This is a genomic window from Rhodococcus sp. KRD162, assembly GCF_017168335.1.
Classification (GTDB): Bacteria; Actinomycetota; Actinomycetes; order Mycobacteriales; family Mycobacteriaceae; genus Rhodococcoides.
The window spans coordinates 286,095-313,071 of sequence record NZ_JABFAU010000005.1 but is presented as its reverse complement, the minus strand read 5'-3'; the positions used below and the strand labels follow the sequence as shown (position 1 = coordinate 313,071).

Genomic DNA, 26,977 nt, shown 5'->3' with positions numbered 1-26,977 from the left:
AGTGCGGGAGATGGGGATCGACATCGACGACTCCTCGAGACGGCTCGCCGAGTACTCCTACGACGCATCGAACTATCGAATCCCGCCTGCGGCCGTCGTCTTCCCGCGCGATGCCGACGAGGTGGCGACCGTGGTGACCGAATGCGCCGCCGCCGGAGTTGCGGTCATCGGCCGCGGCGGTGGTACGTCGATGGCGGGCAACGCACTAGGCCGCGGATTCGTGCTCGACTTCTCCCGCCACATGAACCGGGTCGTCTCGGTCGACACGGACTCGCGAACTGCCGTGGTGGAACCGGGAATCGTCATCTCGGAGTTGCAACGTGAACTGGTGACGCGCACATCCGGGGCGTTCACGTTCGCCCCCGACCCGTCCAGCAAGACCCGCGCCACGGTGGGCGGGGCAGTGGGCAACGACGCGTGCGGAAATCATTCGGTGCGCTACGGCCGAACCTCGGACCACACGGTGGCCATGGACGTCGTGTCGGCGGAGGGGCATCTGCTTCGAGTGACCCGCACCGGTGTGTCCGCAGTGCACCGCGAGGATGCAGCCGCAGTGGAGGCGGCCGAACGTATTTCGCGAGACTTGCGCGCACTCGCGGCCGACAATCTGGCACTGTTCAGAGTCGAGCTGGGCCGAATCCCGCGGCAGGTCTCCGGGTTTCATCTCTCGCATCTGCTACCCGAGAACGGGTTCGACATCGCTCGCGCACTCGTCGGCAGCGAGGGTACCTGTGCGGTGATCGTCTCGGTCACCGTCACCGTGGTGCCCGTATCGCCTGCGGCTCTGCTGCTCTGTCTCGGGTACGACGATGTGGTGGCCGCAGCGGCCGACGTCACCGCAATCCTGGAGTTCTCCCCGGCCGCCGTGGAGGGCATCGACGACAACATCGTGCAGACGATGGAGTACCGACGCGGACCGGACTCCGTGCGTGGCCTACCCGCGGGAAACGCCTGGCTGTACGTCGATCTCGACGGTGCCGACGCGGCCGAGGTGGAGGACAAGGCTGCCCGCTTGCTCGCCGCGCTCGCCGATCTCGGACGGGTCAAGGAAGGTCGCATCGTCGCCGATCCCGCCGATCGGACAGCTTTGTGGCGGGTCCGTGAGGACGGTGCGGGCCTGGCGACTCGGTTGGCGAGCGGAGACGAATCCTGGGGCGGCTGGGAGGACGCCGCTGTGGCCCCCGAGAACCTCTCTGCGTACCTGGGCGATCTCAATTCTCTTCTCGCCGAGTACGAGCTGACCGGAGTGATGTACGGCCACTTCGGCGCAGGATGCATGCACGTGCGTATCACATTCGACCAGCGCACCGATGCCGGGCGGCGGGTGATGTACGACTTCCTGCGTGCGGCTGCGCGGGTGGTGGTCAAGCACGGCGGCAGTCTGTCGGGAGAGCACGGTGACGGGCGGGCTCGCTCGGAATTGCTACCGGTGATGTACTCACCGCGCATGCTCGACGCCTTCGCGCGGTTCAAGGAGATCTGGGACCCCCGTGGGATCCTCAATCCGGGATCGATCACCGAGCCGGAGCCGATGATGGACAACCTGATGTTGCAAGGCATTCCGCAGCGGGAGTGGAAGACGACGTTCGATCTCCATCAGATCGGGTCGCGAAAGGATCTGGATCCGTTCGTACATGCGAGCCAATCGTGTGTCGGGATCGGCAAGTGTCGGACGGCGTCGGGAGGCGTCATGTGTCCCAGTTTCCGCGCGACCGGGGACGAGAAGGATTCCACTCGTGGTCGGGCCAGGGTTCTGCAGGAAATGGTGCGCAATTCGCCGACTGTCGCCGACGGGTGGGCGTCGAACGACGTGGCGGAATCACTCGACCTGTGCCTGTCGTGCAAGGCATGTTCCTCGGACTGTCCGGTCGGGGTGGACATGGCGACCTACAAATCGGAGTTCCTCGACCATCACTACGCCGGTCGGCTGCGGCCTCTCTCGCATTACTCGTTGGGCTGGCTGCCGCGGTGGCTGAAGGTGACCCGGCGAACGGCACCACTGCTCAATCTCGTGCTCACGCCACGGGTCGCCGCGCTCGCGGCCAGGCTCGGAGGTTTGACCGGCGAGCGAGCGTTGCCACGTTTCGCCTCGGCGAAGGAGCTCGCAGGCGCGGTCCGCATCGGCGGTGGCCGCGAGTCCGACGTCGTCCTGATAGTCGATACGTTCACGCAGGGTTTTCGGCCTGAGGTCGCCGGAGCGGCGCAACGCGTCCTCGAAGATTCCGGTCGCAGCACCGAATGCCGAACCGACGTGTGTTGCGGCCTGACGTGGACCTCGACGGGTCAACTGAAGACGGCGCGTCAGAAGCTGACGAAAGCTGTGGCCGCACTGGACGACGGCACCGATCGACCGATCGTCGTCACCGAACCGAGCTGCGCCGCGGCATTCAAAAAGGACATGCCCGAGCTGGTTCCCACGGCAGCCGCGAGACGGGTTGCCGCGCGCGTGCAGAGCTTCGCGGGGGCGGTCATCGACCAGGCCGCCGACGGATGGCTGCCGCCGGGGGAGGTGCCCGCCTCGGTGACGGTTCAGACCCACTGCCACGAATACGCCGTGTTCGGAAACGCCACCCAGCGCGCCGCACTGGCCGCCGTCGGTATCGATGCGGTACGAGAAGCCACCGGATGTTGCGGGGTGGCAGGAAATTTCGGCTTCGAGAAACGTCACTACGCGCTCAGCATGGAGGTCGCCGAACAGGCCCTCGCACCGGCTGTCCGCGACACCGAGCCCGACACGCCGATTCTGACCGACGGATTCAGCTGCCACATGCAGGTGCGTCAACTCACCGGTGACCTGACGAACGACGCGTCGGTACACCTTGCTCAGATACTCGACCCACGTGCGACGAAAGGACCGCGACGATGACCGCAAGCTCGACCACCAGCCTCACTCGTCCGACCATCACGGCCCCCAACGACCTGTTCATCGGAGGGACGTGGACCGCTGCGGCCTCGGATGCCCGTTTCGACGTGCTCGATCCCGCCACCGGAGAGGTGATCGCCCGAGTGGCCGACGGCGGCATCGCCGAGGCCGAGAACGCCATGGCTGCGGCGGTCGACGCGGCTGCAGAGTGGGCTGCGACCGCACCACGCGCACGCAGCGAAATCCTCCGCAAGGCATACGAATTGATCATGGCTCGGTCGGAGGAGCTGGCCGAGATCATCACCGCGGAAATGGGTAAGCCGCTGGGCGATGCTCGCGGCGAGGTGGCCTACGGCGCGGAGTTCTTCCGTTGGTTCTCGGAGGAGGCAGTGCGCATCTCGGGTGATCACACCCTCACCGGAGACGGCAAGAACCGCATCGTGGTCACCCGCGCGCCGGTCGGGCCGTGCATTCTGGTGACGCCCTGGAACTTTCCGCTGGCGATGGGAACGCGCAAGATCGGTCCGGCTCTGGCTGCCGGCTGCACCGTGGTGTTCAAGCCGGCCGAGCAGACGCCGCTCACTGCACTGGCGTTGGCGGCGATTCTGCAGGAAGCGGGTGTGCCGCCGGGAGTGGTGAATGTCGTGACGACCACCGACGCGTCGGGCGTGGTCGGTTCGTGGATGAGCAGCGGTGCGGCCCGCAAGATCAGCTTCACCGGATCGACTGCCGTGGGAAAGATTCTGCTCGAGCAGGCGGCGTCCACGGTGATGCGGACCTCGATGGAACTCGGTGGCAACGCGCCGTTCGTGGTCATGGAGGATGCAGATCTCGGGCGCGCGGTGGACGGCGCGATGGTGGCCAAGATGCGCAACATGGGTGAGGCCTGCACGGCGGCCAACCGGTTCTTCGTACACCGCAGTGTCGTCACGCAGTTCGCCGAGAAGCTGGCCGAACGCATGGGTGCGTTGACAGTGGGTCCCGGGAGTGCGCACGGCACCGAGGTGGGACCGCTGATCGACGACGCGGGCCGAGACAAGGTGCAGAGACTGGTAGACGATGCTCTCGGGCGTGGCGCGCGAGCGATCGTCGGGGGAGTGTCACCGGAGGGGCCGGGCTACTTCTATCCGCCGACCGTTCTCGCGGATGTGGATTCGGCCTCGGATCTGATGTCACAGGAGATCTTCGGCCCGGTGGCGGCGATCGTTCCGTTCGACACCGAGGACGAAGTGGTGGCCCTTGCCAACGACACCGAATGGGGCCTCGTCGGATACGTCTTCACTCAGGACATCGACCGAGCGCTGAGGATGGGGGAGCGAATGGAGGTGGGGATGGTCGGTCTCAACACCGGTTTGGTGTCGAATCCGGCGGCGCCCTTCGGCGGCGTCAAACAGTCCGGGCTCGGCCGCGAAGGCGGACGAGTCGGAATCGACGAGTTCCTGGAATACAAGTATTTTGCCATTCCCCGAGGCTGAGAGAGGTTTTCGATCATGCCCAGTTCGAGACGTTTGACACCGATCGACGCACGCAACACGTCGATGGTGATCGCAGACCAGATTCGAGACCGCATCATCGACGGGTCCTACGCGCCGGGAGAGCAGATCAACGAGGCCAACGTCGCTGCGGAACTGGAGATCTCGCGAGGGCCGGTGCGTGAAGCACTGCAGCGCCTCAATCAGGAGGGATTGCTCGACAGCTATCGGAACCGCGGTGTGTTCGTCGTGGAGCTCAGCAGCGACGATGTCGTCGAGATCTACGAGGCGCGTGCCGCGATCGAGGTCGGTGCCGCGTGGACACTGGTGCACGGAGACCGGGCACGCCTGACCAGGACTGCCGACGAGCTCTCGGCCATCGTGGTGCAGATGCAGCCGTTCATCGACCGAGCGGATTGGCGGGGTCTGGCCGAACGGGACCTCGCTTTTCACACCGCTCTGGTCGGGGCGACTCGCAACAGTCGGATGTCTCGGATGTATGCCACGCTCGCTGCGGAGGCGCGCATCTGCATGGGGAACCTCGAAACCGCGTACTACCGTCCCGAAGCGCTGGTGGAGGAACATCAGTTGATCGTCGATCTCCTGCTCGGTTCGGATTGGGATGCGCTGGAAAAAGGGGTGCACGAGCACATGGACACGGCCATCCACGACCTGACCCGGGCGATGGTGGAGGAAGATGCCGAGCATTCGGCTCTGGCCACTCCTGGATAGGTCGCCCCGCGCAACACAGCATTTACATCTCGTGTCTTGCGGACGGCCGAGGCGAACGCTTAGCCTGATTGTCAACAATCTACTAAATCGACAAATCTGAAGGGGGTGCCCGTGAACGATTCATCAGACGTCACCTACGTCACTGCACTTGGACCGGACGACGCTGTAGGACGGGCCGCTCCCGGCCTGGCGCGGTACCCGGACGTCCCGAACAGCACGCCGATCACGTTCACCGACGAGGAGTACGCCACTCGACTCGCTGCCGTCCGGCAGCGCATGGCGTCGCAGAGCTTGACGGCGCTCATCGTCACCGACCCTGCGAACCTCTACTACCTGCTCGGGTACAACGCGCTCTCGTTCTACACCCCGCAGATGCTGTACGTGCCGCTCGAGGGCGACATGTATTTCTTCGCTCGCGAAATGGATGCCAACGGCGCATTTCGCACCTCGTGGCTGCCGCAGGACCACACGTTCGGATATCCGGAGACGTTCGTACAGCGCAAGGACACGCACCCGTTCGTATGGGTGGCCGCAAAGTTGCGTGAACTGGGCCTGGTGAACAACTTCGAGCACGGGCAGGTGGGGCTCGAGATGGACTCGTACTACTTCAGCCCCAAGGCATTCGAGGCGCTGGTGAAGTCTCTGCCCGAGTACCGTTTCACCGACTCCTACGAACTGGTCAACTGGGTGCGAGTGGTGAAATCTGCCGCCGAGATCGCGCTCATGCGCGGTGCCGCCCAGGTGTGCGAGTCGGCGATGTCGGCGGCCTATCAGGCGATTTCGGTAGGGGAGCGCCAGTGCGACGCAGCCGCCGCGATCATGAACGCCCAGGTGCGCGGCACCGCAGATTTCGGCGGCGATCATCCGGCCATCGTGCCGATGCTGCCGACCGGTGCTGGAGCCGATACCCCGCACCTGACGTGGTCGAATCAACCGTTCGTCCGTGGTGAGACGACCGTGGTCGAACTGGCCGGTGTCTTCCGGCGCTACCACATACCGATGGCGCGTACGATCGTGCTCGGAAAGCCAAGTCCCCGTTTGGATTACCTGGCGAAATCCACCGGCGAAGCGCTGAACGACGTGCTCGCGGTCGTGCGGGCAGGCGTCACCGCGACCGATCTGGCACAGGTGTGGAGCACCAGTCTCGCCAAGCACGGGCTGCACAAGCCGTCGCGTATCGGATACTCGATCGGCATCGCCTACGCCCCCGACTGGGGTGAGCGCACTGTGAGCCTGCGCACCGACGACGAGACGGTGCTCGCCGAGAACATGACGTTCCACATCATCGGTGGAATGTGGATGGACGACTACGGATACGAGGTCTCCGAGGCAGTCCGCGTCACCGAGACAGGCGTCGAGACCTTCACCGCGTATCCCCGAGAACTACTGACGAAGGAGTGAGACATGACCGCCACTACACAGGGTCGCTCCGCAGGCTCCACTCCTGCCGGCAACATCCCCTGGGCCCTGCGGACCGACAAGCTGACGGGTTCGGTGATCGATTCGTCGACATCGCTCCTGGCCGCTCAGAAGCACGACATCGTCCGCTTCGCGATGGGATCTCCTGCCGCCGAGACGGTTCCGGCCGCCGCGTTCACCGACATCGCCGGTACCGTCCTCACGGCGGATGCATTCGACTACGGTGCGACCGAAGGTGATCCCGGCTTGATGGAGGCACTGCTCGCATATCTGGAGTCGGTGGGTGAGCCTACGTCCGAAGATCGGGTGGTGATCACCTCCGGCGGAATGCAGGGCCTCGATATCGCATGCAAGTTGTTCGTCGATCCGGGAGACCTGGTGATCGTCGAAAGTCCCACGTACACCAACGGAACAGCCACTGTGCTCAGCTACGGGGGCGATATCCTCGAGGCCCCGATGGACAGTGACGGTCTGATCGTCGAGGCGTTGCCCGAGCTCGTCGAACGTGCGGGCCGGCTGCCGAAGATGATCTACGTGATTCCCAACTTCCAGAACCCGTCCGGGGTGACCATGTCGCTCCAACGCAGACTGCTGTTGATCGAACTGGCACATCGCTGGGGCTCGGTGATTCTCGACGACGATCCATACGGTCTGTTGCGGTTCTCGGGTGAATCCATCCCCGGTTTCGGCACTCTCAGTCCGAACGACCCACTGATCTTCTCGGTGCGCACCTTCTCCAAGATGATTGCGCCAGGACTGCGGGTGGGGTGGGTCGATGCCGCGCCCGAGGCGCGACAGTTGATCATCAACGCCAAGCAGGCAATGGACACCTGCACCAATCTGCCTGCACAGCGGATGGTGGCCGAGTACATCCGGCGTGGATTGCTCGAGGAGCATCTGCGGTCGTTGGCGTCGGTGTACCTTCCGCGCAAGGTCGCGATGCAGAACAGCATCGCCGAGCACTTCGGCGATTCGATGTCCACGACCGATCCCGAGGGCGGATTCTTCCTGTGGGCGACGTTGCGCGGCAATGACGTCGACTTCTCGACCCAGGATCTGTTCGAGACGGCGTTGGCCGAAGGCGTTGCCTACATCCCCGGGCCGGCGCTGTCGGTGGGCGGCAAATTTCACGATTCGTTGCGTCTGTGCTTCGCCTCGTCGACCCCCGAACGTATCGAAGAAGGAATCAAGAGGCTCGCTGCGGCGGTGGACAAATCCAAGCACCTGCTCGCCTCCGATCCCACTCGATGACGGTTTCGACGTCCGAACAGGTCCTGCTCGACGCGATCGACGAGCACGACATCGTCTCTCTCACTGCGGCATTGATCGACGCAGGCGGTGAAAACCCGGGGGGCACCGAGGAGAAATCAGCGCAGGTACTCGCCGACTACTGCCGCGCACAGGGATTCGACGTTCGGATCCGCGAGGTGGCTCCGGGGCGACCCAACGTGATCGTCTCCATCGGGTCCGACGAGCGGCCCGGAGTTCTGTTCGTCGGGCACTCCGACGTGGTACCCGCGGGAACCGGTTGGACCACCGATCCGTTCTCCACCGTGGTCCGAGACGGCCGAATCTTCGGTCGCGGGGCCTGCGATATGAAAGGCGGTCTGGCCGCGGTCGTTTCCGCGATGACCGCCGTGTTTCGGGCCGGTTTGGCGGACGAGCATCCGATGACGTTGGCTTGCCTGGTCGACGAGGAGGACACCGGCCTTGGCATCAGAGCGTTCGTAGCCGAGCCGGGCCTGCGAAAGTACAGCCATTGCGTGGTGGCGGAGCCGACAGATCTGGTCACCATCTTCGGTTGCCGAGGAGCGTCGAATCTCGAGATCGACATTCGAGGTCGTTCTGCTCACGCGGGGCAGCCGCGCAACGGAGCGAACGCAATCTCGGCCGCCGCACGCATCATCTCGGTCATCGAGGCCTCGCAGACCGAGTTGGACGAGCACCCCGACCCGGATTTGGGCCCTGCCACGTGGAATGTGGGAACGATTGCCGGCGGCACGGGCACCTCGATGGTCGCCGATCGGTGCGTCGTCACGGTCGATCGACGCCTGTTGCCAGGGGAGAGTGCAGCCGGAGTCGTCGAGGATCTGCGATCACGTATCGAATCGGTCGGCGACATCGGCTCCGGCATCGACCTGGACGTCGGTGTGTCGATGGAGATGCCGGGCTTTCTGACCAGTGTGAACGATCGATTGGTCAGCACGGCAGTCCAATCGGTCATCGACGCCGGAGCGGTACGAATCGGCCGTTCCACTGACATCTGGACCGCATCGTGCGACGGTGGTTTCGTGGCAGAACAGATGGGTATCCCAACTATCGTGTTGGGCCCAGGCGAGATCGAAAGCCAAGCTCATCGGCCGGACGAATCCGTCGCGGTGCGTCAATTGACCGACAGCGCAAGAGCATACGTGTTGACGGCCATCAGAATGACGGCGCTAGCAGGGCTTTAGCGTCGCGGGAGGGGGTTGGCCGACACCGAAGGTGCGCGTCGTCGTAGTGTCGAACGCTGCGAAGTACCACACCGACGCTCCACTTTGTCCACAAAAGCGAGAGGTATTTCGACCGTGACCAACAATTCAGGGTCGGCAGCATCGCCGACCGGATATCCCCCGAGTACCGAGACCCTGAGCCCGGACGAGACGAAAATCCTGCACCGCGCCATCGGCGGATCAGCACTCGGCAATGCAGTCGAGTGGTTCGACTACGCGGTGTACGGCTACCTCGCCGTCTACATCGCAGCCAACTTCTTCCCCTCCGAGGACGGCGGAGCGAGCCTGCTGTCCACCTTCGCCGTTCTGGCCGCGTCGTTCATCATTCGCCCCATCGGTGGCATCGTGCTCGGCCCCCTCGGCGACCGAATCGGGCGGCAGAAAGTCCTCGTGCTGACGGTCACCATGATGTCCGTCGCCACGGCACTGATCGGTGTGCTTCCGACCTTCGACACCATCGGTATCGGCGCGCCGCTGCTGCTGCTCGCCTGCCGCTTGGTACAGGGCTTCTCCACCGGTGGTGAGTACGGCGGCGCAGCGGTGTTCATGGCCGAATACGCACCGGACAAGCGCAGAGGATTCTTCGGATCGTTCCTCGAGTTCGGCACCCTCGCAGGCACCGTGGGCGGTGCCACCCTGTGCACACTGCTCAACGTCGTGCTCGGCGACGAGACCATGGAGGCCTGGGGCTGGCGAATTCCCTTCCTGCTGACACTTCCGCTCGGCATGGTGGCCCTGTGGCTACGAACCCGGCTCGAGGATTCGCCGGTGTTCTCCGAGGCCAAGGAAGACGGCGGGACGGTCGACGAAGGCGAAGGCGGAGCCATGGCCTCGCTGAGGACCACCATGACCTACTGGCAGCGGATCCTGATTCTGATGGGGTTCGTGCTGCTGCTGAACATCGCCTACTACACCGTGCTGACGTTCCTGCCCTCGTATCTCAGTGACACCCTGGGGCACAGCACCACCGAATCCAACTTCACCCTCGTGGTGATCATGCTCATCATGATGGCCATCATCAACCCGATCGGAGCGCTGTCCGATCGAATCGGTCGAAAGCCGCTGCTACTGACGGCCTGCGTCGGTTACTTCGTGTTCAGCGTGCCGCTGTTCCTGCTCATTATCAACGCCGGCCTGATCGGCCAGACCATCGGTCTGCTCGGTCTCGGATTGCTACTGGTCATCATGACCTCGTGTGTGTCCTCGACCCTGCCTGCGCTGTTCCCCACCCAGGTGCGCTACGGGTCGTTCGCCATCGGCTACAACGTCTCGACTTCGCTGTTCGGCGGTACGGCTCCGCTGATCCTGACGTTCCTGATCGACCGAACGGGCTCGGACCTGGTCCCGGGCTGGTACATGATGATCGCCGCTGCCATCGCGTTCGTCCCGATTCTGCTGATGCCCGAAACTGCTGGGCGGTCCCTACGCGGCACCCAATGCCCCGGCGACAACGACGACGAGGTGGCGGCCTCGGGCGTCGAACTCGTCGGATACAAGAAGAAGTAGTGGCGCCCGTTCTCGTCGTCCTGCACGCAGGCGACCTTCCCGATGGACTCGATTCCATCGCGGAGGTCGCCGACGTGCGGTTCGCCACCGCCGACACACTCGGTGATGCAGTCGACGGTGCCGACGCATTGCTGTTGTGGGACTTCTTTTCTCCCGCAGTCGAATCCGCGTGGCCGCGCTGTGGTTCGCTCAAATGGATCCACATCGCCGCCGCCGGCGTCGACTCGCTGATGTTCGACGAGCTTGTCGATTCCGATGTGGTCGTGACCAATTCGCGGGGCGTATTCGATCGTCCGATCGCAGAGTTCGTCCTGGCGCAGATCCTCGCGTTCGCCAAGGACTCGGAACGCTCGCGCGCACTGCAGCATTCGAGGGTGTGGCAGCATCGCGAGACCGAACGGATCGATGGTGCTCACGCGATGGTCGTCGGCACCGGAGCGATCGGTCGCGCCATAGCGAACCTGTTGACGGCGGTGGGAATGTCTGTCTCGGGAGTCGGCCGAACTGCGCGAGAAGGCGACCGTGACTTCGGCACCGTGCACGCCAGCGACAACCTGGCAGCCGTTGCCACTCGAGCTGACTACCTGGTACTGGTCGCGCCTTTGACCGAACAGACGCGGGGACTGGTCGACGACGCGGTGTTGGCCGCGATGAAGCCCGGATCTCGGATCATCAACGTGGGGCGAGGCGAACTGCTCGACACCGATGCACTGCTGGCGCACCTGGGCAGCGGACACATCGCAGGTGCCGCGCTCGACGTCTTCGACACCGAGCCGCTCTCTGCCGACCATCCCCTGTGGACGGCCGAGAACGTCGTCGTCACCCCGCACATGAGCGGAGACGCCTCAGGATGGAAGCGTCGACTCGCGCACGTGTTCGCCGACAACGCGCAACGGTATTTTCGGGGCGAACCGCTGCTCAATGTGGTGGACAAGAAACTCGGCTTCGTCCCCTGACCCGTCGCCGTGTCTCGACAGAAAGGCGCGCTGGTATCGCGGTGCCGCATCATTCCCGGCCCCACTAGGGTGTAGTTCATGACTGCTTCCGTCTCGGCCGAATCGGAGCCCACCACGGTCGACGAGCGTGAGAACGTGCACTCGGCTGCTCGTCAGGCACGGATCGCCTCGCGTGCGCTGGCATTGCTGACGACCGCGGAGAAGGACTCGCTGCTCCGCTCCGCCGCTGATGCCGTGGTTGCTGCCGCCGAATCGGTCTTGACCGCGAACGCGGCCGATATCGAGATCGCGCGGGCCGCCGGTACGGACGAAGGTCTGTTGGACCGGCTGCGCCTGACCGCGTCGCGCATCGACGGCATCGCCGCGGGGCTGCGGCAGGTGGCCGGATTACCCGATCCGATCGGCGAGATCATCCGCGGTTCGACGCTTCCCAACGGGCTCGAGATCCGGCAAGTGCGGGTGCCGCTCGGGGTGGTGGGCATGGTCTACGAAGCACGCCCCAACGTCACCGTCGACGCGTTCGGTCTTGCGTTCAAGTCCGGCAACGCGGTGCTACTGCGCGGTTCGTCGTCTGCCGCCCAGTCCAACGCCGCACTCGTCGCCGCCCTGCAGGGCGCGTTGGCCGCTCACGGTCTACCCGAGGCCGCAGTGCAGCTCCTCGGCAGCGCAGACCGAGCCACGGTCACCCACCTCATTCAGGCACGCGGCCTGGTGGACGTCGTGATTCCCCGCGGCGGAGCAGGACTGATCAGTGCCGTGGTCCGTGACGCCACCGTCCCGACCATCGAGACGGGCGTCGGGAACTGTCACGTGTACGTACATTCCTCGGCCGATCAGGACACGGCCGAGAGGATCGTGCTCAACGCCAAGACCCGTCGAGTCAGCGTCTGCAACGCTGCCGAGACGGTCCTGGTCGACGCCGCGATCGCCGAAACGATGGTGCCCCGGCTGCTGCAGGCGTTCCAGATGCACAGCGTCACCGTGCACGGTGACCTGCCCGGACTGGTGCCGGCCCACGACGAGGACTGGTCGCAGGAGTATCTCTCACTCGACATCGCGTTGAAGGTCGTCGGCGGCATCGACGAGGCGATCGAGCACATCGACCGCTACGGCAGCGGCCACACGGAGGCGATCGTCGCATCCGACATCGGGGCCGCGCGCGAGTTCACCCAGCGGGTCGACGCCGCGGCAGTGATGGTCAATGCCTCCACCGCGTTCACCGACGGCGAGCAATTCGGTTTCGGAGCCGAGATCGGTATCTCCACGCAGAAGCTGCATGCCCGCGGACCGATGGGACTGCCCGAGCTGACTTCGACCAAGTGGACCGTATGGGGCGACGGACACATCCGAGATGCCTGACACCCAGGCCAGACCCGATCTTGTAGGAGTTGTGACGTGGACCGTGCCCTACCGACAACACCCCCGCTGTTCGCCGGCGTGGACGATGTTCAGAGCAGGCTGGCAGAGACGGGGTACCTGGCCGACAAGGCGACGGCGACGTCGGTGTTTCTCGCCGATCGACTCGGCAAACCGCTCCTGATCGAAGGTCCAGCGGGCGTCGGCAAAACCGAACTCGCCCGAGCCGTAGCGCAGACCACCGGTGCCGAGCTGGTGCGGCTGCAGTGCTACGAGGGCGTCGACGAGGCTCGCGCGCTGTACGAGTGGAACCACGCCAAGCAGATCCTGCGTATCCAGTCCGGCACCAGCGCCGACTGGGACTCGACGAAGCTCGACGTCTTCTCCGAGGAGTTCTTGCTGGCGCGCCCGCTCCTGCAGGCAATTCGACGCACCGATCCCACAGTGCTGCTCATCGACGAGACCGACAAGGCCGATGTCGAGATCGAAGGACTGCTGCTCGAGGTACTCAGCGACTTCGCGGTCACCATCCCCGAGCTCGGCACGATCACCGCGGAGCGCACGCCGTTCGTGGTGCTGACCTCCAACGCAACTCGTGAGCTGTCCGAGGCCCTCAAGCGCCGCTGCCTGTTCCTGCATCTGGACTTTCCCGATGCCGATCTCGAGCGCCGAATTCTCGCCAGCCGTGTCCCCGAGTTGCCCGAGGCAATCGCAGAGCAGATGGTCAAGACCGTGCGGGTGCTGCGCGCAATGCAGCTCAAGAAGCTGCCGTCGGTGGCCGAGACGATCGACTGGGGCCGCACGCTACTGGCGCTCGGCATGGACACGCTCGACGACGACGCCGTTCGTGCCACCCTCGGTGTGGTGCTCAAGCACCAGTCGGACCAGGTCCGAGCTGCAGCCGAACTTCGTCTGAACTGACATGGCCGACCCGCACGGATTCCCCGGACACCTGGTGGGGTTCGTCGATGCGCTGCGTCGACGCGGGGTGTCGGTCGGTCCCTCCGAGACCGTCGACGCCGGCCGCGTTCTGTCGGTTCTGGACCTGCTCGACAGGGAAGCCGTACGCGAGGGCCTGGCCTGCTCGCTACTGCGACGGCCGACGCACCGCGCCGTATTCGACGCCGTGTTCGATCTGTGGTTCCCGGTGGCGTCGGGCAGGAGGGACTCGGGGCAGATCGACACGGCACTACCCCGAACCGAGGCCGGCGAGGTGGACATCGATGCGCTCCGCGAGCTGTTGGTCGACCTGCTCTCCGACGATTCGGCGGAGGCTGCGAAGTTGACGCAGATGTTGGCGGCGCAGATGGTGGAAGAACTGGGCCAGTACAAGTCCTCGAACGGGCCGTCGTTCTCGGCCTACCAGGCCCTACGTGAGGTCGCGCCGGATACATTGCTCCGCAAGATTCTCGACGGCCTGCTCGGTCGCAGTGACGATGCACCGGATCGGCCTACCGACGACTACGAATCCGAAGTTGCCAAACGTACTGCAGCACAACGCATCGCAGATCTTCGTTCGATGGTCGAGAGCGAGACGAGGCGCCGATCGGCCGAAAAACTGGGTCGCGAGCGGGTGGCGAGCTACGGTGTGCCCAAACTGGCGGAGGAAGTCGACTTCCTGCGGGCCTCGGACAGTGAGATGGCTGCGCTGCGACGCAACGTCACACCGCTGGCCCGGTTGTTGGCATCACGACTTGCAGTGCGGCGCAGTCGAAGCAGGCACGGCTCGATCGACCTGCGCCGCACCCTGCGCACATCGATGTCCACCGGCGGCATTCCGATCGATCTGGTCGAAAGAAAGCCGCGTCGATCCCGTCCGGAACTGGTTGTACTGTGCGATGTTTCGGGATCGGTAGCGGGATTCAGTAACTTCACCCTGCTGTTGGTGCACGCATTGCGCGAACAGTTCTCGCGAGTGCGCATCTTCGCGTTCATCGACTCCACCGACGAGGTGACACGGTTCTTCGATTCCGGTTCCGATCTCGGTGCCGCGATGAGTCGCATCATCCGAGAGTCGGATCTGGTGACCTACGACGGGCACTCCGACTACGGACGGGCTCTGACGACCTTCGACGAGAAGTACGCGCACGCGGTCACCGGTCGCAGTTCGGTGCTGATTCTCGGTGACGCCCGCACCAACTACCGCGAACCGAAGCTGCCCGTGTTGGCGCACATCGTCTCGGTGGCCAAGCATGCGTACTGGCTCAACCCCGAGCCGAAATCGCAGTGGGGGTCCGGTGATTCGGCGGCCAGGGTATACGCCGATGTGATCGCAATGCACGAGTGCCGGTCGGCCCAGCAGCTCGCCACCGTGGTCTCCCGTCTGCTGCCGGTGTGAGGGGTGTGACGGACGGCTGCGTCTCGGCCGTAGAATCGGCGGTTGTGCAGCGCGAACCCGACTCCGACGCCGAAACGAACAGGCGGCCCGCTCGCCGTCTCGGCGTGATGGGCGGCACTTTCGACCCCATTCACCACGGGCACCTCGTCGCCGCCAGCGAAGTGGCGAACAAGTTCGGCCTGGACGAGGTGATCTTCGTCCCCACCGGAAACCCGTGGCAGAAGGAAGGCAAGACGGTCAGCCCGGCGGAGGACCGTTACCTGATGACGGTCATCGCGACCGCGTCCAATCCGCGATTCTCGGTCAGTCGCGTGGACGTCGACCGAGAGAAGTCGACGTACACCGTCGACACCCTGCGTGATCTTCGGGCGCAGCATCCCAACGCGGAGTTGTTCTTCATCACCGGCGCGGACGCCCTGGGATCGATTCTGACGTGGCAGAGCTGGGAGGAGCTGTTCGAGCTCGCCAAGTTCGTGGGAGTCTCGCGTCCGGGGTTCGAGCTCGGCGTCGAACATCTGGCCAACCATCTTCGATCGTTACCTGCCGACATCCTCACATTGATGGAAATCCCGGCACTCGCGATATCGTCGACGGACTGTCGAATTCGAGCCGGAGAGAATCGACCCGTCTGGTATCTCGTGCCGGACGGCGTCGTGCAATACATCTCGAAGAGAAATCTCTATCGACCACGAGGCGCGCAACGCCTCGACGGCTCCGTCACCATGTCGGAGCCTGCACCTCAGAAGAAGCAACCGGAAGGACCGGTCACCAGCGCAATGACCGAGAATCCGAACCAATCGAGTGGGAGTACACCCAAGTGACTGCAACAGCCGAAGCCGCCGAAATGGCGCGTATCGCCGCGCTCGCAGCCGACGACAAGCTGGCCGGCGACGTGGTGATTCTCGACGTCTCCGACCAGCTCTACATCACCGACTGCTTCGTGATCGCCTCCGCACCCAACGAGCGTCAGGTCAACTCGATCGTGGAGAACATCGAAGATCAGCTCCGTGAGGCCGGTCACAAGCCGATTCGTCGCGAGGGTACGAGGGAAGGTCGCTGGGCGCTGCTGGACTACTCCGACATCGTCGTGCACGTCCAGCACAACGACGAGCGCAACTTCTACGCACTCGAGCGGCTGTGGAAGGACTGCCCGACCATCGAGGTTCCCGGCCTCGGGCAGCATCCGACCGAAGAACCGGAGCAATGATCAGACGACTCATCCTGCTGCGGCACGGGCAGACGGAGTACAACGCCACCGACCGGATGCAGGGCCAGCTCGACACCGATCTCACCGAGCTCGGTCGAACTCAAGCGAAGACAGCTGCCACGGAACTGGCGACGCGTGAGCCGATCCGGATCGTCTCCTCCGACCTCAAGCGTGCCCTCGACACGGCGGTGGCTCTCGGGGACGCCGCACAGGTGCCGGTGACGACGGACGAGCGTCTGCGCGAAACTCATCTCGGTCAATGGCAGGGACTGACCCACACCGAGGTCGACGCCATCGCGCCCGGTGCGCGCCCGGCCTGGCGCGCCGACGCCACCATCGCCCCACCTGGCGGAGAGAGCCGACTCGACGTCGCCGCCCGCAGTGTTCCCCTGGTTCGCGAGCTCCTGAGCAGTGTCCCCGAGTGGGGCGCAGACGGCAGCGCACAGCCAGTGGTGCTCGTCGCACACGGAGGCTTGATCGCGGCACTGACCGCGGCACTGCTCGATCTGCCGACCGATCGATGGCCGGTGCTCGGCGGACTGGCCAACACCAGCTGGGTACAGCTCGGTGCGCACGGAGCCGGTGACGCACCGTCGTGGCGTCTCGACGTGTGGAATGCTTCGGCGCGAGTGGCCAGTGACGTCCTCTGACGCGACTGGGAACCAGCCCACACTGCTCGTGCTCGCAGATTCGCTGAGCTACTACGGGCCAGAGGGCGGTCTACCCGTCGACGATCCACGCCTGTGGCCCAATCTTGTTGCCGCAGAACTGGGTTGGACGGTGGAGCTGGTTGCGCGGATCGGGTGGACCAGTCGTGACGCGTGGTGGGCACTGACTCAGGACCCGCGGGTCTGGGCCGCCATTCCCCGTGCCGGTGCCGTCGTCCTCGCGATCGGCGGGATGGACTCGCTTCCGTCGCCCTTGCCCACCGCGCTGCGAGAGCAGATCAGGTACATCAGACCGCCTGCTCTCCGGCGCGTAGTTCGCGCGGGATACCAAGCGGTGCAACCTGTTCTCTCGCATCTGGGGTGGCCCGTTGCACTGCCGCCGCGGCTGAGCGTCGACTATCTGGAGCAGACCAGGGCAGCGTTGGCCTACGTGCGTCCAGACCTCGCCGTCGTCGGCACCTACCCGTCGGTGCACCGCTGCGATGCCTACGGAAGAGTGCACTCGGGCCGAGAACCTGCAGTACGTGCATTACGTTCGTGGAGCACGGACAACAATGTTCCCATGGTCGATCTCGCGGACGCTGTGCGCCCGAACATCGACTCCGAGAACGCGAATCCCGACGGTATTCACTGGGGGTGGGACGCGCACGTGGCAGTGGCAGAAGCGATGCTCGAGGCCCTGCGCCCCGTGGCTGCGTCCGCGACGATTCCGAAGCGATGACCGTAGTCGTCGTCACCGACTCCTCGGCATGCCTGCCGTCCACACTCGCTGCCGAGCACGGAATATCCGTGGTGCCCCTGCACGTGTTGGTCGACGGCGTCGACCATCGAGAGGGTGTCGACGAGATCCCTGACGACTCCACTTCGGGTAAGCCGGTGACCACTGCGGGCGCGTCGCCGGGCGAACTGGCCGAGGTGTACGCCGCCGCTCTCGACCGAAGTCGTGGGGCCGGCGTTGTGGCGCTGCACATCTCGCGCGGATTGTCGAGCACGTGGGAGGCCGCGCGTCAGGCCGCCGAGCAGGTGGGATCTGCCATCCGGGTGGTCGATTCTGCTTCTGCGGGAATGGGGTTGGGCTTCGCAGTGCTCAATGCTGCCGAGTCGGCCGCCGGGGGAGCGGATCTGGATTCTGTGTACCACGAGGCCGTCTCCGCGGCGACGACCTCGCGGTGTTTCATCGTCGTCGATCGCCTCGACCATCTTCGACGCGGCGGTCGGATCGGTACTGCCGCAGCGCTCCTCGGGACGGCACTGGCAATGAAACCGGTGCTGCACATCAGCGAGGGCACCCTCGTGTTGCGGGAGAAGGCGCGGACTTCCTCCAAGGCCATGAACAAGCTCGTCGATGCAGCCGTCGCTGCAGCGGCCGAGGTGGGGTCCGAGGCGGGGGTAGCGCTCGCGGTGCACCACATGCAGTGCGCGGAGCGCGCCGAGAACGTCGCCGCCATGTTGTCCGCCCGAATTCCGCTGTCCACCAGCATCGCGGTGTATCCCTTCGGGGCTGTGCTGGGAGCTCACGTCGGGCCGGGCGCGGTCGGCGTCGTCGTCGCACCGGCACGTCGATAGCAGCACCGACCGGGCGGCTCATCCACAGGCAACAGGTTTGTGCACAGGGCAATTCGCGACCAGCGTCATCGTCCCGGGAGTCGACGTGCGAGCCCTAGCGTCCTGATACATGGGCGGTGACGAGAATCGGGCGCACACTGTGGCGCGATTGACTGCCGCGCGAAGGCAGCCCGCTGTGGTACACGAGAGCGGGTTGCCCGATCGCGGAGAGGGGGAAGATCGGACCCCCGACGGTGCGGCCGCGACTCCGGATTGGCTGTTGCCGGATTCGCATCGACCGGGCTCGTTGTTGTCATCGGTACTCCCACAGCGATGGCGCTCGGCCCGCGTGGACCCAGGACGTCATGGCGCGATCGCATTGGCGGTGGCCGGAGTCTTCGTCGTCCTGCTCGCGGCCGGTGCAGTGTTTCGAGACTCGCCGAGGGCTGCCCCGGTGCCACCGCTGGCTGTGGTGACCGCCGATACGGCGGACCCCTTGGTCACGTCGGCACCGGACGCCACCGTCGAGATGGAGCTGGTCGTCAGCGTCGTGGGTTTGGTGTCGAACCCCGGTCTGGTCAGGCTGCAACCCGGTTCGCGGCTGGCCGACGCGTTGGCTGCTGCCGGTGGACCCGTGGAAGGTGCCGATCTGCTGGCACTGAACATGGCCGCGCGAGTAGCCGACGGAGACCAGATCGTCATCGGACTCGTGCCACCGGAAGCAGGCCCACCTGTGAGCAGCACGACATCGGCGCAGAGCCTCACTACCGACACCGGTGCGGCGTCGGCCGATACTGCGGCGGGATCCGCGGATGTCGGCACGGTCGATCTCAACGCCGCTAGTGTCCCCGAACTGGACGCGCTGCCCGGTGTCGGTCCGGTGACCGCGACATCGATCGTGCGGTGGCGAGAGATCAACGGCCGCTTCGCCACTGTGGATCAGCTCGCCGAAGTGGACGGCATCGGGCCCGGCAGGCTGGCGAAGATCCGCGATCTGGTGCACGTCGGATGAAGACGGACGGCGCGCCGCCCGGTATCGCGCAGACCGAGGACAGTGCTCCCTTCGATGTTCGACTGATTCCGGTTGCCGTGGTGTGCTGGGCGATCACGGCAGTCGGAATCCTCGATGGACCCGGTGCGGCGGTGATCGCGACCGCCGCGACGATCATGGTGGTACTACTCGGATCGACGGCCCTGCGTCTGGTGTCGACGCGACGGGCGGTCACGGGACCCAGCGGGGCGGGCGTGGCCGCGGTGATCGTGCTCGCGCTGTGCTTCGGCGCAGCCATCTGGCTTCAGATGCGCGCGATTGCACTCCATCCCGTGGCCGCGGCCGCGGAGGACCGTGCCTGGATCACCGCATCGGTGCGGCTGGAGGAGGATCCACGTCGCTTGTCGTCGGCGGGGCCCTCGATGGTGCTGGTGAAGGCCGAACTCACTCGCGTCGACGTTGGCGGCGACGCGCTGTATGTCGGGGGACGGGTGTCGATCATCGCACCGGAGTCGAGTTGGTTGTCGCTGCTGCCCGGACAGGAGGTCACCGTTCGAGGCAGGCTGGGTGTGCCCACTCGACCGGACATGAGCGTGGCGGTGATCCGCACATCGGCCCCGCCCGTCACCGTAGACGAGCCAGGGGCGATCTCGGCTGCTGCCGGCGCGTTCAGAGCGAATTTGGCTGCGGTGGCGCAGAATTCGATGCCGCCGGATCGTGCAGGGTTGCTGCCCGGTCTCGTGGTCGGGGATGTTTCGATGATGGACGAGTCGGTGGTCGAGAACTTCCGAGCGGCCGGGCTGACGCATTTGACGGCGGTGTCGGGCGCAAACTTTTCCATTCTGGTCGGCGCGGTGCTGTTGGTCTTGCGCGGCCTCGGGATCGGTCCGCGGGCGACGGTCGCAGTTGCGTTCGTCGTGCTGCTTGCGTTCGTGATCGTGGCTCGGCCGTCGCCGAGTGTGCTGCGCGCGGCGGTGATGGGCTCGATCGGCTTGTTGGCGCTCGTCACCGGTAGGCGCAGGCAAGCAGTCCCGGCGCTGTGCGGAGCGGTGCTGGGTTTGCTCGCATGGTGGCCGAGGCTGGCGGTGGACGTCGGTTTCGTACTGTCGGTGTTCGCCACCGCCGGGCTCGTGCTGCTCGCGCCGATCTGGGTCGACTGGCTGCGTGCTCGCGGCTGGCCGCGAACGGCCGCGGAGGTGGTTGCGGTGGCCGCGGCGGCGCACGCGGTGACTGCACCGGTGATCGCGGCCATGGCGGGAACCCTCAGCCTCGTGGGCGTTGCAGCCAACGTGGTGGTGGCCCCGGTTGTCGCCCCGATCACCGTGGTGGGAATTGTGACCGCCGTGATCGCCACCGTGAGCACCACCGCCGCAGAGTGGACAGCGCAGTTGGCGTCGGCTCCGCTGTGGTGGTTGATCGCGGTGGCCGAGAAGGCCGCGTCGGTGCCTGCCGCGAGCGTCGGCACCCCGGACGGACCGATGGGTGCGGCATCGACGGTGCTCGGCACCGCAGCGCTGCTGGCGGCTCTGCGGGTGCGGGCGTTTCGGTGGATTGCCGCCGGGGTGGCGCTGGCAGCCCTGGCCTGGTGGGCCGCGGCATTGCTGTGGTGATGCTCGGGCTGTGGTGATGCTCGGGCTGTGGTGAACGCCCGGGATGTGGGAGCGGTCGGTGGGAAGCGGATGCCCGAGCTGTCGGCCCCTCATGGCACGATCACGGGTGTGACTTCGAGTGTGGCACCTCTGCATCTGGTTCTCGGCGACGAGGAGCTTCTGATGGACCGCGCGGTAGCGGCGATCGTGGCTCAGGTGCGAGCGAATGCAGCGATTCCGGGGGAGGACCTTCCGGTCACGCGGCTGCGGACCGGCGACGTGAGTGCCCCGGAACTCGCCGAACTGCTCAGCCCGTCGCTGTTCGCAGAGGACCGCGTCGTCGTTCTGGAGGCCGCGGCCGAGGCGGGTAAGGACGCAGTTGCTCTCGTCCTCGATGCAGCCACCGATCCGCCCGAGGGCGCAGTGGTGGTGGTCATGCATTCCGGCGGCGGTCGGGCGAAGGCCATGGTCGGGGCGTTGCAGAAGTGTGGCGCACAGGTGCACGAGTGCGCCAAGCTCACCAAACCCGCCGAGCGCATCGACTTCGTGCGCGGTGAATTTCGTGCTGCCGACGTTCGCGTCAGCGGCGAGGTGATGGAGGCCGTCGTCGAGGCGGTCGGTAGTGAGCTCCGCGAATTGGCTTCTGCCTGTTCGCAGTTGGTCTCCGATACCGGAGGCAAGGTGGATCTGGCTGCGGTGCGTCGGTACTACTCGGGCAAGGCCGAGGTATCCGGATTCGATGTTGCCGACAAAGCCGTCATCGGTGATCGGGCGGGCGCTCTCGAGGCGGTGCGGTGGGCGATGCATCGGGGCGTCGCGCATGTCCTGCTCGCGGACGCACTGGCCGATGCCGTGCGCACTATCGCGCTCGTGGGATCGGCGGGCCGCGGAGACCCGTTCCGCATGGCCGGCGAACTGGGCATGCCGCCGTGGAAGATCAAGAAGGCGCAGGGTCAGGCACGTGGCTGGAACGGCCGGTCCATCGCGCAGGCGCTGCGGGTGGTGGCGCAACTGAACGCCGACGTCAAAGGTCAGGCGGCGGATGCGGACTACGCCGTGGAGAAAGCAGTTGCCGAGGTGGCGGCGTTGGGGCGGTAGGTCGCCCCAGACTCGTCCAGGACAGGCCTACACACGACAGAGCCCCACACTTCAGGCCCCACACACGACAGAGCCCGCTGCATCCGAGGATGCAGCGGGCTCTGTCGAGCTCAGTGGTGTATCAGAGCTTGTTGACTGCCAGTGCCAGTGCCGACTTCTTGTTGGCGGCCTGGTTCTTGTGGATGACGCCCTTGCTTGCGGCCTTGTCGAGCTTGCGGCCTGCGTCGAGGAGGATCTCGGAAGCCTTGTCCTTGTCGCCCGCAGCCTGTGCCTCGCGGAACGAGCGGATGACGGTACGAAGGGAGGACTTCACCGACTGGTTGCGCAGACGCGCACGCTCGTTGGTGAGAATCCGCTTCTTCTGGGACTTGATATTGGCCACGCGTAAAATCCTTGTCGTCTTCGTCGGTATTCCGGTCAGGGCGATCCATGATGGAATGCCCGAAGTCTGCTGCTGAGCGATGAGCCCTGCGCCGAAGATCGAGAATACCAGCACGGCCGGTCAGAACCCAATTCGGATACTCCTAGGGATGCGTTTCAAGAAATTAACGCTTCTACCGCGCCTAACTACTGTCTCTGTAGCAACATGACCAGGATGAGTCCGCGATCGGCAGCGACTGCCACCACCAAGGCCAAAGCGAGCAAATCCAAGTCCGCGGATCGCGTCGAACCGGAGGCCGACGGCGTGTTCGGGGGGTACTCCGACGTCGGGAAATACGGCCTGGCCTTCGACGAGATGTTCGACGTGGACGGTCGTACCAGAACCCCGTACAAGGGCATTCACACTGCCCTTGCCCCGGCGAACGCATCGGATCTCGATGCCAGGTCTGATGCACTGGGACGAGCGTTCGTCGACCAGGGCATCACGTTCTCGCTGTCCGGCCAGGAGCGTCCCTTTCCGCTCGACCAGGTTCCCCGCGTCATCGCCGCGGGAGAGTGGTCACGGCTCGAGCGCGGCATCAAGCAGCGCGTCAAAGCGCTCGAGATGTTCCTCGCCGACATCTACGGAGAACAGGAGATCCTGCGTGACGGTGTGGTCCCGAAGCGGCTGATCACCTCCTGTGAACACTTCCATCGTGAGGCAGTCGGCATCACGCCACCCAACGGTGTTCGCATTCACGTCGCCGGAATCGACCTGGTGCGCGACGCACAGGGCACGTTCCGCGTGCTCGAAGACAATCTGCGTTCTCCCTCGGGAGTGTCGTACGTCATGGAGAACCGTCGCACCATGGCTCGGGTGTTTCCTGATCTGTTCGCCAGCCACCGCGTGCGCGCGGTCGGCGACTACGCCTCGCATCTTCTCCGCGCCCTGCGCTCCGCTGCTGCCCTCAACGAGGCCGATCCGACGGTGGTGGTTCTGACACCCGGCGTCGCCAACTCCGCCTATTTCGAGCACTCGCTGCTCGCCCGGCTGATGGGCGTCGAACTCGTCGAGGGTCGCGACCTGTTCTGCCGAGACAACATCGTCTACATGCGAACCACCGAGGGCGAGCGCCAGGTCGACGTCATCTATCGACGCATCGACGACGATTACCTCGACCCCATGCAGTTCCGGCCCGATTCGGTGCTGGGAGTGGCCGGTCTGGTCAACGCCGCCCGCGCGGGCAACGTCGTCATCTCGAGTGCCGTCGGCAACGGCGTGGGAGACGACAAGCTGGTCTACACCTACGTTCCCACGATCATCGACTACTACATGGGCGAGAAGCCGCTGCTCGCCAACGTCGACACCTTCCGGTGTTGGCTCGACGACGAGTGCGAGCAAGTCCTCGACCGCATCGACGAACTGGTCATCAAACCGGTGGAAGGATCCGGTGGATACGGCATCGTGTTCGGCCCCGATGCTTCGCCGAAGGAACTGGCGACGATCAGCAAGAAGGTGCGCGCAGATCCGCGAGGCTGGATCGCGCAGCCCGTCGTGCAGCTCTCGACGGTCCCGACGAAGATCGGCGACAGATTGGTTCCCCGGCACGTCGACCTGAGGCCGTTCGCGGTCAACGACGGTGACGACGTGTGGGTCCTGCCCGGCGGATTGACCAGAGTGGCCCTTCCGGAAGGGTCGTTGGTGGTCAACTCGAGTCAGGGCGGCGGCAGCAAGGACACCTGGGTGCTCGCCACCCGAACCTCGCAGGAGGAGCAGGAACTGGCAGGCGAGGAGATCGTCAGCGTTCCGCCGGAGTCCCCCATGGTCGAACAGGGTCCGGAACTGACAATGGACCAGCAGCAACAGCAACAGCAGCAGCAGGCAATTAACTCGGACTCGAACGGCGGTGGACAGTAAATGCTCGCGCGCAATGCAGAGTCGCTGTACTGGATCGGACGGTACGTCGAGCGAGCGGACGATACTGCTCGCATCCTCGATGTCACGGTCCACCAGCTTCTCGAAGACGCCACAGTCGATCCCGATCACATCTCGCGAGTGCTGTTGCGAGTGCTCGGGTTCCAGCACGAGCTGGATGTCTCGCTCGACGTGTGGTCGCTCACCGAACTGGTGGCCTTCAGCCGTGAAGGGCTCGGCTCCATCGTGGACTCGCTCTCCAGCGCACGCGAGAATGCCCGCGGCGCACGCGAAGTCACCTCCAGTGAGATGTGGGAATGTCTGAACACCACCTACAACGGGCTGAACGAGCGCATCCGGGCATCCAAGCGCACCGGGCCGGCCGAATTCTTCAGCTACATCGAGGAGCGGGCCGCGATGTTCGCCGGGCTCGCCGATTCCACCCTCAGTCACGACGACGGCTACCGCTTTCTGTTGCTCGGCCGCTCGGTGGAGCGCATCGACATGATCGTTCGGCTGTTGCTCTCGCGTGCGGGCGATCGGCCGTCCTCGCCGGCCTGGGTGACGGTGCTCCGCTCGGCAGGGGCCCACGACACCTATCTGCGGACCTATCGCGGAGCTCTCGACGCACAGCGGGTGCTCGAATTCATGTTGCTGGACCGGCTTTTCCCGCGTTCGGTGTTCTATGCGCTCAATGAGGCAGAGCGTTCGCTCGATCAGCTCGATCACCAGCCCAACAGTCGCGTCGGCGCGCGAGCCGAGGCGCAGCGGCTTCTCGGCCGAGCTCGCAGTGAACTCGAATTCCTGCGTCCCGGTGAAATTCTCGACGATCTGCAGGATCGGCTGTTGGCACTGCAGGAGACGTGTCGCGAGCTCGGCGAGGCGATCTCGAAGCAGTATTTCCATGCCGCGCCGTGGGTCGCGTGGACGGATGCCGGCTCAGGAACATTCGAAGATCAATTGGAAGGTGAACTGTGAGCTGGCGTATGCGTGTGGTGCACACTACGGGCTATCAGTACGACGCACCGGTGACGTCGTCGTACAACGAAGCTCGGTTGACGCCGCGAAGTGACAACCGGCAGAACGTCATCCTGAATCGAGTCGAGACCAACCCGGTCACGCGGTCCTACCGTTACACCGACTACTGGGGCACGGCCGTGACTGCATTCGATTTGCACGCACCGCACACCGAACTCGAGGTCACCGGATCTTCGGTCGTCGAGACCGATCCCTTCGTCTACCCCGACGAGACTGCTTCGTGGAAGGAACTGTCGAGCGATCCGATCACGGATCGATTCAACGAGGTGCTCGACAACACCCAGTACGTGCCCAAGAACCGGCAGCTGACGTCCGTGGCGAAGAAACTGTCCAAAGGGTTGCCGCCGCAGGAATCGGTGGTGGAGATCGCCAACTGGGTCAACCAGGAGATGTCGTACGTGCCGGGAACGACGGGTGTGCACACCTCGGCCGTCGAGGCATGGTCGGAGAAGAAGGGCGTCTGCCAGGACTATGCGCACCTGACCTTGCTCATGCTGCGCAGTATCGGTATCCCGAGCAGGTATGTCTCGGGCTACCTGCACCCCAAGAAGGAAGCTGCGATAGGTGCGACGGTCGAAGGGCAGTCGCACGCCTGGATCGAGGCCTGGACCGGTGCCTGGTGGGGCTACGACCCGACCAATGCCATCGCCGTGAACGAGCAGCACGTATCGGTGGGTCTCGGCCGTGACTACGCGGACGTGCCCCCGCTGAAGGGCATCTTCTCCGGCGGTGGTTCGACGGCTCTCGACGTGGTCGTGGAAATCACTCGGCTCGCCTAGGGTCGTGCGCCTTTTGCGTACCTCTGGGTACGCAAAAGGCGCACGACGTCAGGACCAGCCGAAGTCGCGGCGCAGCCGGTCTGCGACGGAATCGAATTGGGGCTTGCTCAGAATCGCGCCCTCACGGCGGATTCCGTCCTCGGGCACGTCGAGCACCCGGTCCAACCGAATCCAACTGGGTCTTCCCTTGGCGTCCCAGGGGCCGGATCCGATCGACTGCCAGTCGCGGTCGCCGTCGCGGCTGCTCTGGCTCGACAGCATCAACCCGAGCAGGTCCTTGCCCTCGCGCCCGACGACCAACACCGGACGATCCTTGCCCTGGCTGGCGTCTTCCTCGTAGGTCACCCACGTCCAGACGATCTCGCCCGGATCCGCTTTGCCGTCCAAGTCGGGGGAGTATTCGATGGTGCGGGCGCGCTGTGCAGTCGGCCTGGTCTGCGATGCGACCGGGCGACCTGGGCGCGCGGCCGGGGCGGACGGTTGTGCGCCCGTTCCGCTGATCGCGTCCTTGCCCTTCTGCAGAGCACCGGACTTTTGTAGTTGACGCAGCAGTCGTGGGCCCTCGCGCATCGCGATCTTGCCCAATTCCTTGCCGAATCTGCTCCAGTTGCCAGCCATGCGGCGAGTGTAGCCATCCCAGCGCTGCTGCTCAC

Annotated in this window: 24 protein-coding genes; 22 read left to right on the top strand and 2 right to left on the bottom strand. The window is 65.0% G+C overall.

The window, feature by feature from the left end; all coding sequences use genetic code 11:
- Window positions 1–10: 10 nt before the first annotated feature.
- The 19 genes from J1M87_RS09910 to holA all read left to right on the top strand — a co-directional run bounded on the left by J1M87_RS09910 (window position 11) and on the right by holA (window position 22,232).
- Complete coding sequence (locus J1M87_RS09910; RefSeq protein ID WP_206489639.1) at window positions 11–2,866, top strand: FAD-binding and (Fe-S)-binding domain-containing protein; 2,856 nt, start codon at window positions 11–13, stop codon at window positions 2,864–2,866.
- Window positions 2,863–4,338: an NAD-dependent succinate-semialdehyde dehydrogenase gene (locus tag J1M87_RS09905; RefSeq protein ID WP_206489369.1), complete on the top strand. Its 1,476-nt coding sequence runs from the start codon at window positions 2,863–2,865 to the stop codon at window positions 4,336–4,338. The genes J1M87_RS09910 and J1M87_RS09905 overlap by 4 nt, the downstream gene beginning before the upstream one ends.
- A gap of 15 nt (window positions 4,339–4,353) precedes the next feature.
- Window positions 4,354–5,067 carry a GntR family transcriptional regulator gene (locus J1M87_RS09900; protein WP_241256631.1) on the top strand — a complete coding sequence of 238 codons (714 nt, stop codon included), beginning with the start codon at window positions 4,354–4,356 and terminating at the stop codon, window positions 5,065–5,067.
- A gap of 222 nt (window positions 5,068–5,289) precedes the next feature.
- Window positions 5,290–6,468, top strand: a complete 1,179-nt coding sequence (locus J1M87_RS09895; RefSeq protein WP_206489637.1) for a Xaa-Pro peptidase family protein — start codon at window positions 5,290–5,292, stop codon at window positions 6,466–6,468.
- Between the two features lie 3 nt (window positions 6,469–6,471).
- A complete protein-coding gene (locus J1M87_RS09890) occupies window positions 6,472–7,737 on the top strand; it encodes a PLP-dependent aminotransferase family protein (RefSeq protein WP_206489368.1) in 1,266 nt (421 codons plus the stop codon).
- Window positions 7,734–8,939 carry a M20 family metallopeptidase gene (locus tag J1M87_RS09885; protein ID WP_206489367.1) on the top strand — a complete coding sequence of 402 codons (1,206 nt, stop codon included), beginning with the start codon at window positions 7,734–7,736 and terminating at the stop codon, window positions 8,937–8,939. The genes J1M87_RS09890 and J1M87_RS09885 overlap by 4 nt, the downstream gene beginning before the upstream one ends.
- Window positions 8,940–9,113: 174 nt before the next feature.
- A complete protein-coding gene (locus tag J1M87_RS09880; RefSeq protein WP_206489636.1) occupies window positions 9,114–10,484 on the top strand; it encodes an MFS transporter in 1,371 nt (456 codons plus the stop codon).
- Window positions 10,484–11,440: a D-2-hydroxyacid dehydrogenase gene (locus J1M87_RS09875; RefSeq protein ID WP_206489366.1), complete on the top strand. Its 957-nt coding sequence runs from the start codon at window positions 10,484–10,486 to the stop codon at window positions 11,438–11,440. The genes J1M87_RS09880 and J1M87_RS09875 overlap by 1 nt, the downstream gene beginning before the upstream one ends.
- Window positions 11,441–11,518: 78 nt before the next feature.
- Window positions 11,519–12,799 (top strand): glutamate-5-semialdehyde dehydrogenase, encoded by a 1,281-nt coding sequence (locus J1M87_RS09870; RefSeq protein ID WP_206489365.1) that lies wholly within the window; start codon window positions 11,519–11,521, stop codon window positions 12,797–12,799.
- A 36-nt stretch (window positions 12,800–12,835) separates the two neighbouring features.
- Window positions 12,836–13,717, top strand: a complete 882-nt coding sequence (locus tag J1M87_RS09865; protein ID WP_206489364.1) for a MoxR family ATPase — start codon at window positions 12,836–12,838, stop codon at window positions 13,715–13,717.
- Window position 13,718: 1 nt separating this feature from the next.
- On the top strand, window positions 13,719–15,134 hold the full coding sequence (locus tag J1M87_RS09860) for a VWA domain-containing protein (protein WP_206489363.1): 1,416 nt from the start codon (window positions 13,719–13,721) through the stop codon (window positions 15,132–15,134).
- A 107-nt stretch (window positions 15,135–15,241) separates the two neighbouring features.
- The gene (gene nadD, locus J1M87_RS09855) at window positions 15,242–15,955 is read left to right on the top strand and encodes a nicotinate-nucleotide adenylyltransferase (protein WP_241256717.1); all 714 of its coding nucleotides are present in this window, start codon (window positions 15,242–15,244) and stop codon (window positions 15,953–15,955) included.
- Entirely contained in the window at window positions 15,952–16,341 is a 390-nt protein-coding gene (gene rsfS / locus J1M87_RS09850) for a ribosome silencing factor (RefSeq protein ID WP_206489362.1), read from the top strand. The genes nadD and rsfS overlap by 4 nt, the downstream gene beginning before the upstream one ends.
- Entirely contained in the window at window positions 16,338–16,991 is a 654-nt protein-coding gene (locus J1M87_RS09845) for a histidine phosphatase family protein (RefSeq protein ID WP_206489361.1), read from the top strand. The genes rsfS and J1M87_RS09845 overlap by 4 nt, the downstream gene beginning before the upstream one ends.
- A complete protein-coding gene (octT, locus tag J1M87_RS09840; RefSeq protein WP_206489360.1) occupies window positions 16,978–17,730 on the top strand; it encodes a diglucosylglycerate octanoyltransferase in 753 nt (250 codons plus the stop codon). The genes J1M87_RS09845 and octT overlap by 14 nt, the downstream gene beginning before the upstream one ends.
- Window positions 17,727–18,575, top strand: a complete 849-nt coding sequence (locus J1M87_RS09835) for a DegV family protein (RefSeq protein WP_206489359.1) — start codon at window positions 17,727–17,729, stop codon at window positions 18,573–18,575. The genes octT and J1M87_RS09835 overlap by 4 nt, the downstream gene beginning before the upstream one ends.
- 109 nt (window positions 18,576–18,684) lie before the next feature.
- Window positions 18,685–19,566 carry a ComEA family DNA-binding protein gene (locus J1M87_RS09830; protein WP_206489358.1) on the top strand — a complete coding sequence of 294 codons (882 nt, stop codon included), beginning with the start codon at window positions 18,685–18,687 and terminating at the stop codon, window positions 19,564–19,566.
- Window positions 19,563–21,155, top strand: coding sequence for a ComEC/Rec2 family competence protein (locus J1M87_RS09825; protein WP_206489357.1), 1,593 nt, complete (start codon window positions 19,563–19,565; stop codon window positions 21,153–21,155). The genes J1M87_RS09830 and J1M87_RS09825 overlap by 4 nt, the downstream gene beginning before the upstream one ends.
- Window positions 21,156–21,263: 108 nt before the next feature.
- On the top strand, window positions 21,264–22,232 hold the full coding sequence (gene holA / locus J1M87_RS09820) for a DNA polymerase III subunit delta (RefSeq protein WP_307830771.1): 969 nt from the start codon (window positions 21,264–21,266) through the stop codon (window positions 22,230–22,232).
- Between the two features lie 121 nt (window positions 22,233–22,353).
- On the opposite strand, the gene rpsT is transcribed toward holA, so the two are convergent.
- Window positions 22,354–22,614 carry a 30S ribosomal protein S20 gene (gene rpsT, locus J1M87_RS09815; protein ID WP_027497522.1) on the bottom strand — a complete coding sequence of 87 codons (261 nt, stop codon included), beginning with the start codon at window positions 22,612–22,614 and terminating at the stop codon, window positions 22,354–22,356.
- A gap of 213 nt (window positions 22,615–22,827) precedes the next feature.
- On the opposite strand from rpsT, the gene J1M87_RS09810 reads away from it, so the two are divergent.
- Genes J1M87_RS09810 through J1M87_RS09800 form a run of 3 tightly spaced genes read left to right on the top strand, consistent with a single transcriptional unit; the run spans window position 22,828 to window position 26,324 of the window.
- Window positions 22,828–24,510 carry a circularly permuted type 2 ATP-grasp protein gene (locus J1M87_RS09810; protein ID WP_374222374.1) on the top strand — a complete coding sequence of 561 codons (1,683 nt, stop codon included), beginning with the start codon at window positions 22,828–22,830 and terminating at the stop codon, window positions 24,508–24,510.
- Window positions 24,511–25,485, top strand: coding sequence for an alpha-E domain-containing protein (locus tag J1M87_RS09805; protein ID WP_206489356.1), 975 nt, complete (start codon window positions 24,511–24,513; stop codon window positions 25,483–25,485).
- A gap of 8 nt (window positions 25,486–25,493) precedes the next feature.
- A complete protein-coding gene (locus tag J1M87_RS09800) occupies window positions 25,494–26,324 on the top strand; it encodes a transglutaminase family protein (RefSeq protein ID WP_206489632.1) in 831 nt (276 codons plus the stop codon).
- Window positions 26,325–26,372: 48 nt separating this feature from the next.
- Here the strand turns inward: J1M87_RS09800 and J1M87_RS09795 are convergent, their stop codons facing one another.
- On the bottom strand, window positions 26,373–26,942 hold the full coding sequence (locus J1M87_RS09795) for a type II toxin-antitoxin system PemK/MazF family toxin (protein WP_206489355.1): 570 nt from the start codon (window positions 26,940–26,942) through the stop codon (window positions 26,373–26,375).
- Between the last annotated feature and the right edge of the window lie 35 nt (window positions 26,943–26,977).

Excerpts from the sequence above, each read along its gene's own strand:
- J1M87_RS09885 (WP_206489367.1), top strand. The coding sequence starts at position 7,734 with ATGACGGTTTCGACGTCCGAACAGGTCCTGCTCGACGCGATCGACGAG.
- J1M87_RS09870 (WP_206489365.1), top strand. The coding sequence starts at position 11,519 with ATGACTGCTTCCGTCTCGGCCGAATCGGAGCCCACCACGGTCGACGAG.
- J1M87_RS09800 (WP_206489632.1), top strand. The coding sequence starts at position 25,494 with ATGCGTGTGGTGCACACTACGGGCTATCAGTACGACGCACCGGTGACG.
- J1M87_RS09810 (WP_374222374.1), top strand. The coding sequence starts at position 22,828 with ATGAGTCCGCGATCGGCAGCGACTGCCACCACCAAGGCCAAAGCGAGC.
- J1M87_RS09795 (WP_206489355.1), bottom strand. The coding sequence starts at position 26,942 with ATGGCTGGCAACTGGAGCAGATTCGGCAAGGAATTGGGCAAGATCGCG.
- J1M87_RS09890 (WP_206489368.1), top strand. The coding sequence starts at position 6,472 with ATGACCGCCACTACACAGGGTCGCTCCGCAGGCTCCACTCCTGCCGGC.
- J1M87_RS09845 (WP_206489361.1), top strand. The coding sequence starts at position 16,338 with ATGATCAGACGACTCATCCTGCTGCGGCACGGGCAGACGGAGTACAAC.
- J1M87_RS09905 (WP_206489369.1), top strand. The coding sequence starts at position 2,863 with ATGACCGCAAGCTCGACCACCAGCCTCACTCGTCCGACCATCACGGCC.
- J1M87_RS09900 (WP_241256631.1), top strand. The coding sequence starts at position 4,354 with ATGCCCAGTTCGAGACGTTTGACACCGATCGACGCACGCAACACGTCG.
- J1M87_RS09835 (WP_206489359.1), top strand. The coding sequence starts at position 17,727 with ATGACCGTAGTCGTCGTCACCGACTCCTCGGCATGCCTGCCGTCCACA.
- J1M87_RS09860 (WP_206489363.1), top strand. The coding sequence starts at position 13,719 with ATGGCCGACCCGCACGGATTCCCCGGACACCTGGTGGGGTTCGTCGAT.
- J1M87_RS09910 (WP_206489639.1), top strand. The coding sequence starts at position 11 with ATGGGGATCGACATCGACGACTCCTCGAGACGGCTCGCCGAGTACTCC.
- J1M87_RS09830 (WP_206489358.1), top strand. The coding sequence starts at position 18,685 with ATGGGCGGTGACGAGAATCGGGCGCACACTGTGGCGCGATTGACTGCC.
- nadD (WP_241256717.1), top strand. The coding sequence starts at position 15,242 with ATGGGCGGCACTTTCGACCCCATTCACCACGGGCACCTCGTCGCCGCC.
- J1M87_RS09825 (WP_206489357.1), top strand. The coding sequence starts at position 19,563 with ATGAAGACGGACGGCGCGCCGCCCGGTATCGCGCAGACCGAGGACAGT.
- J1M87_RS09805 (WP_206489356.1), top strand. The coding sequence starts at position 24,511 with ATGCTCGCGCGCAATGCAGAGTCGCTGTACTGGATCGGACGGTACGTC.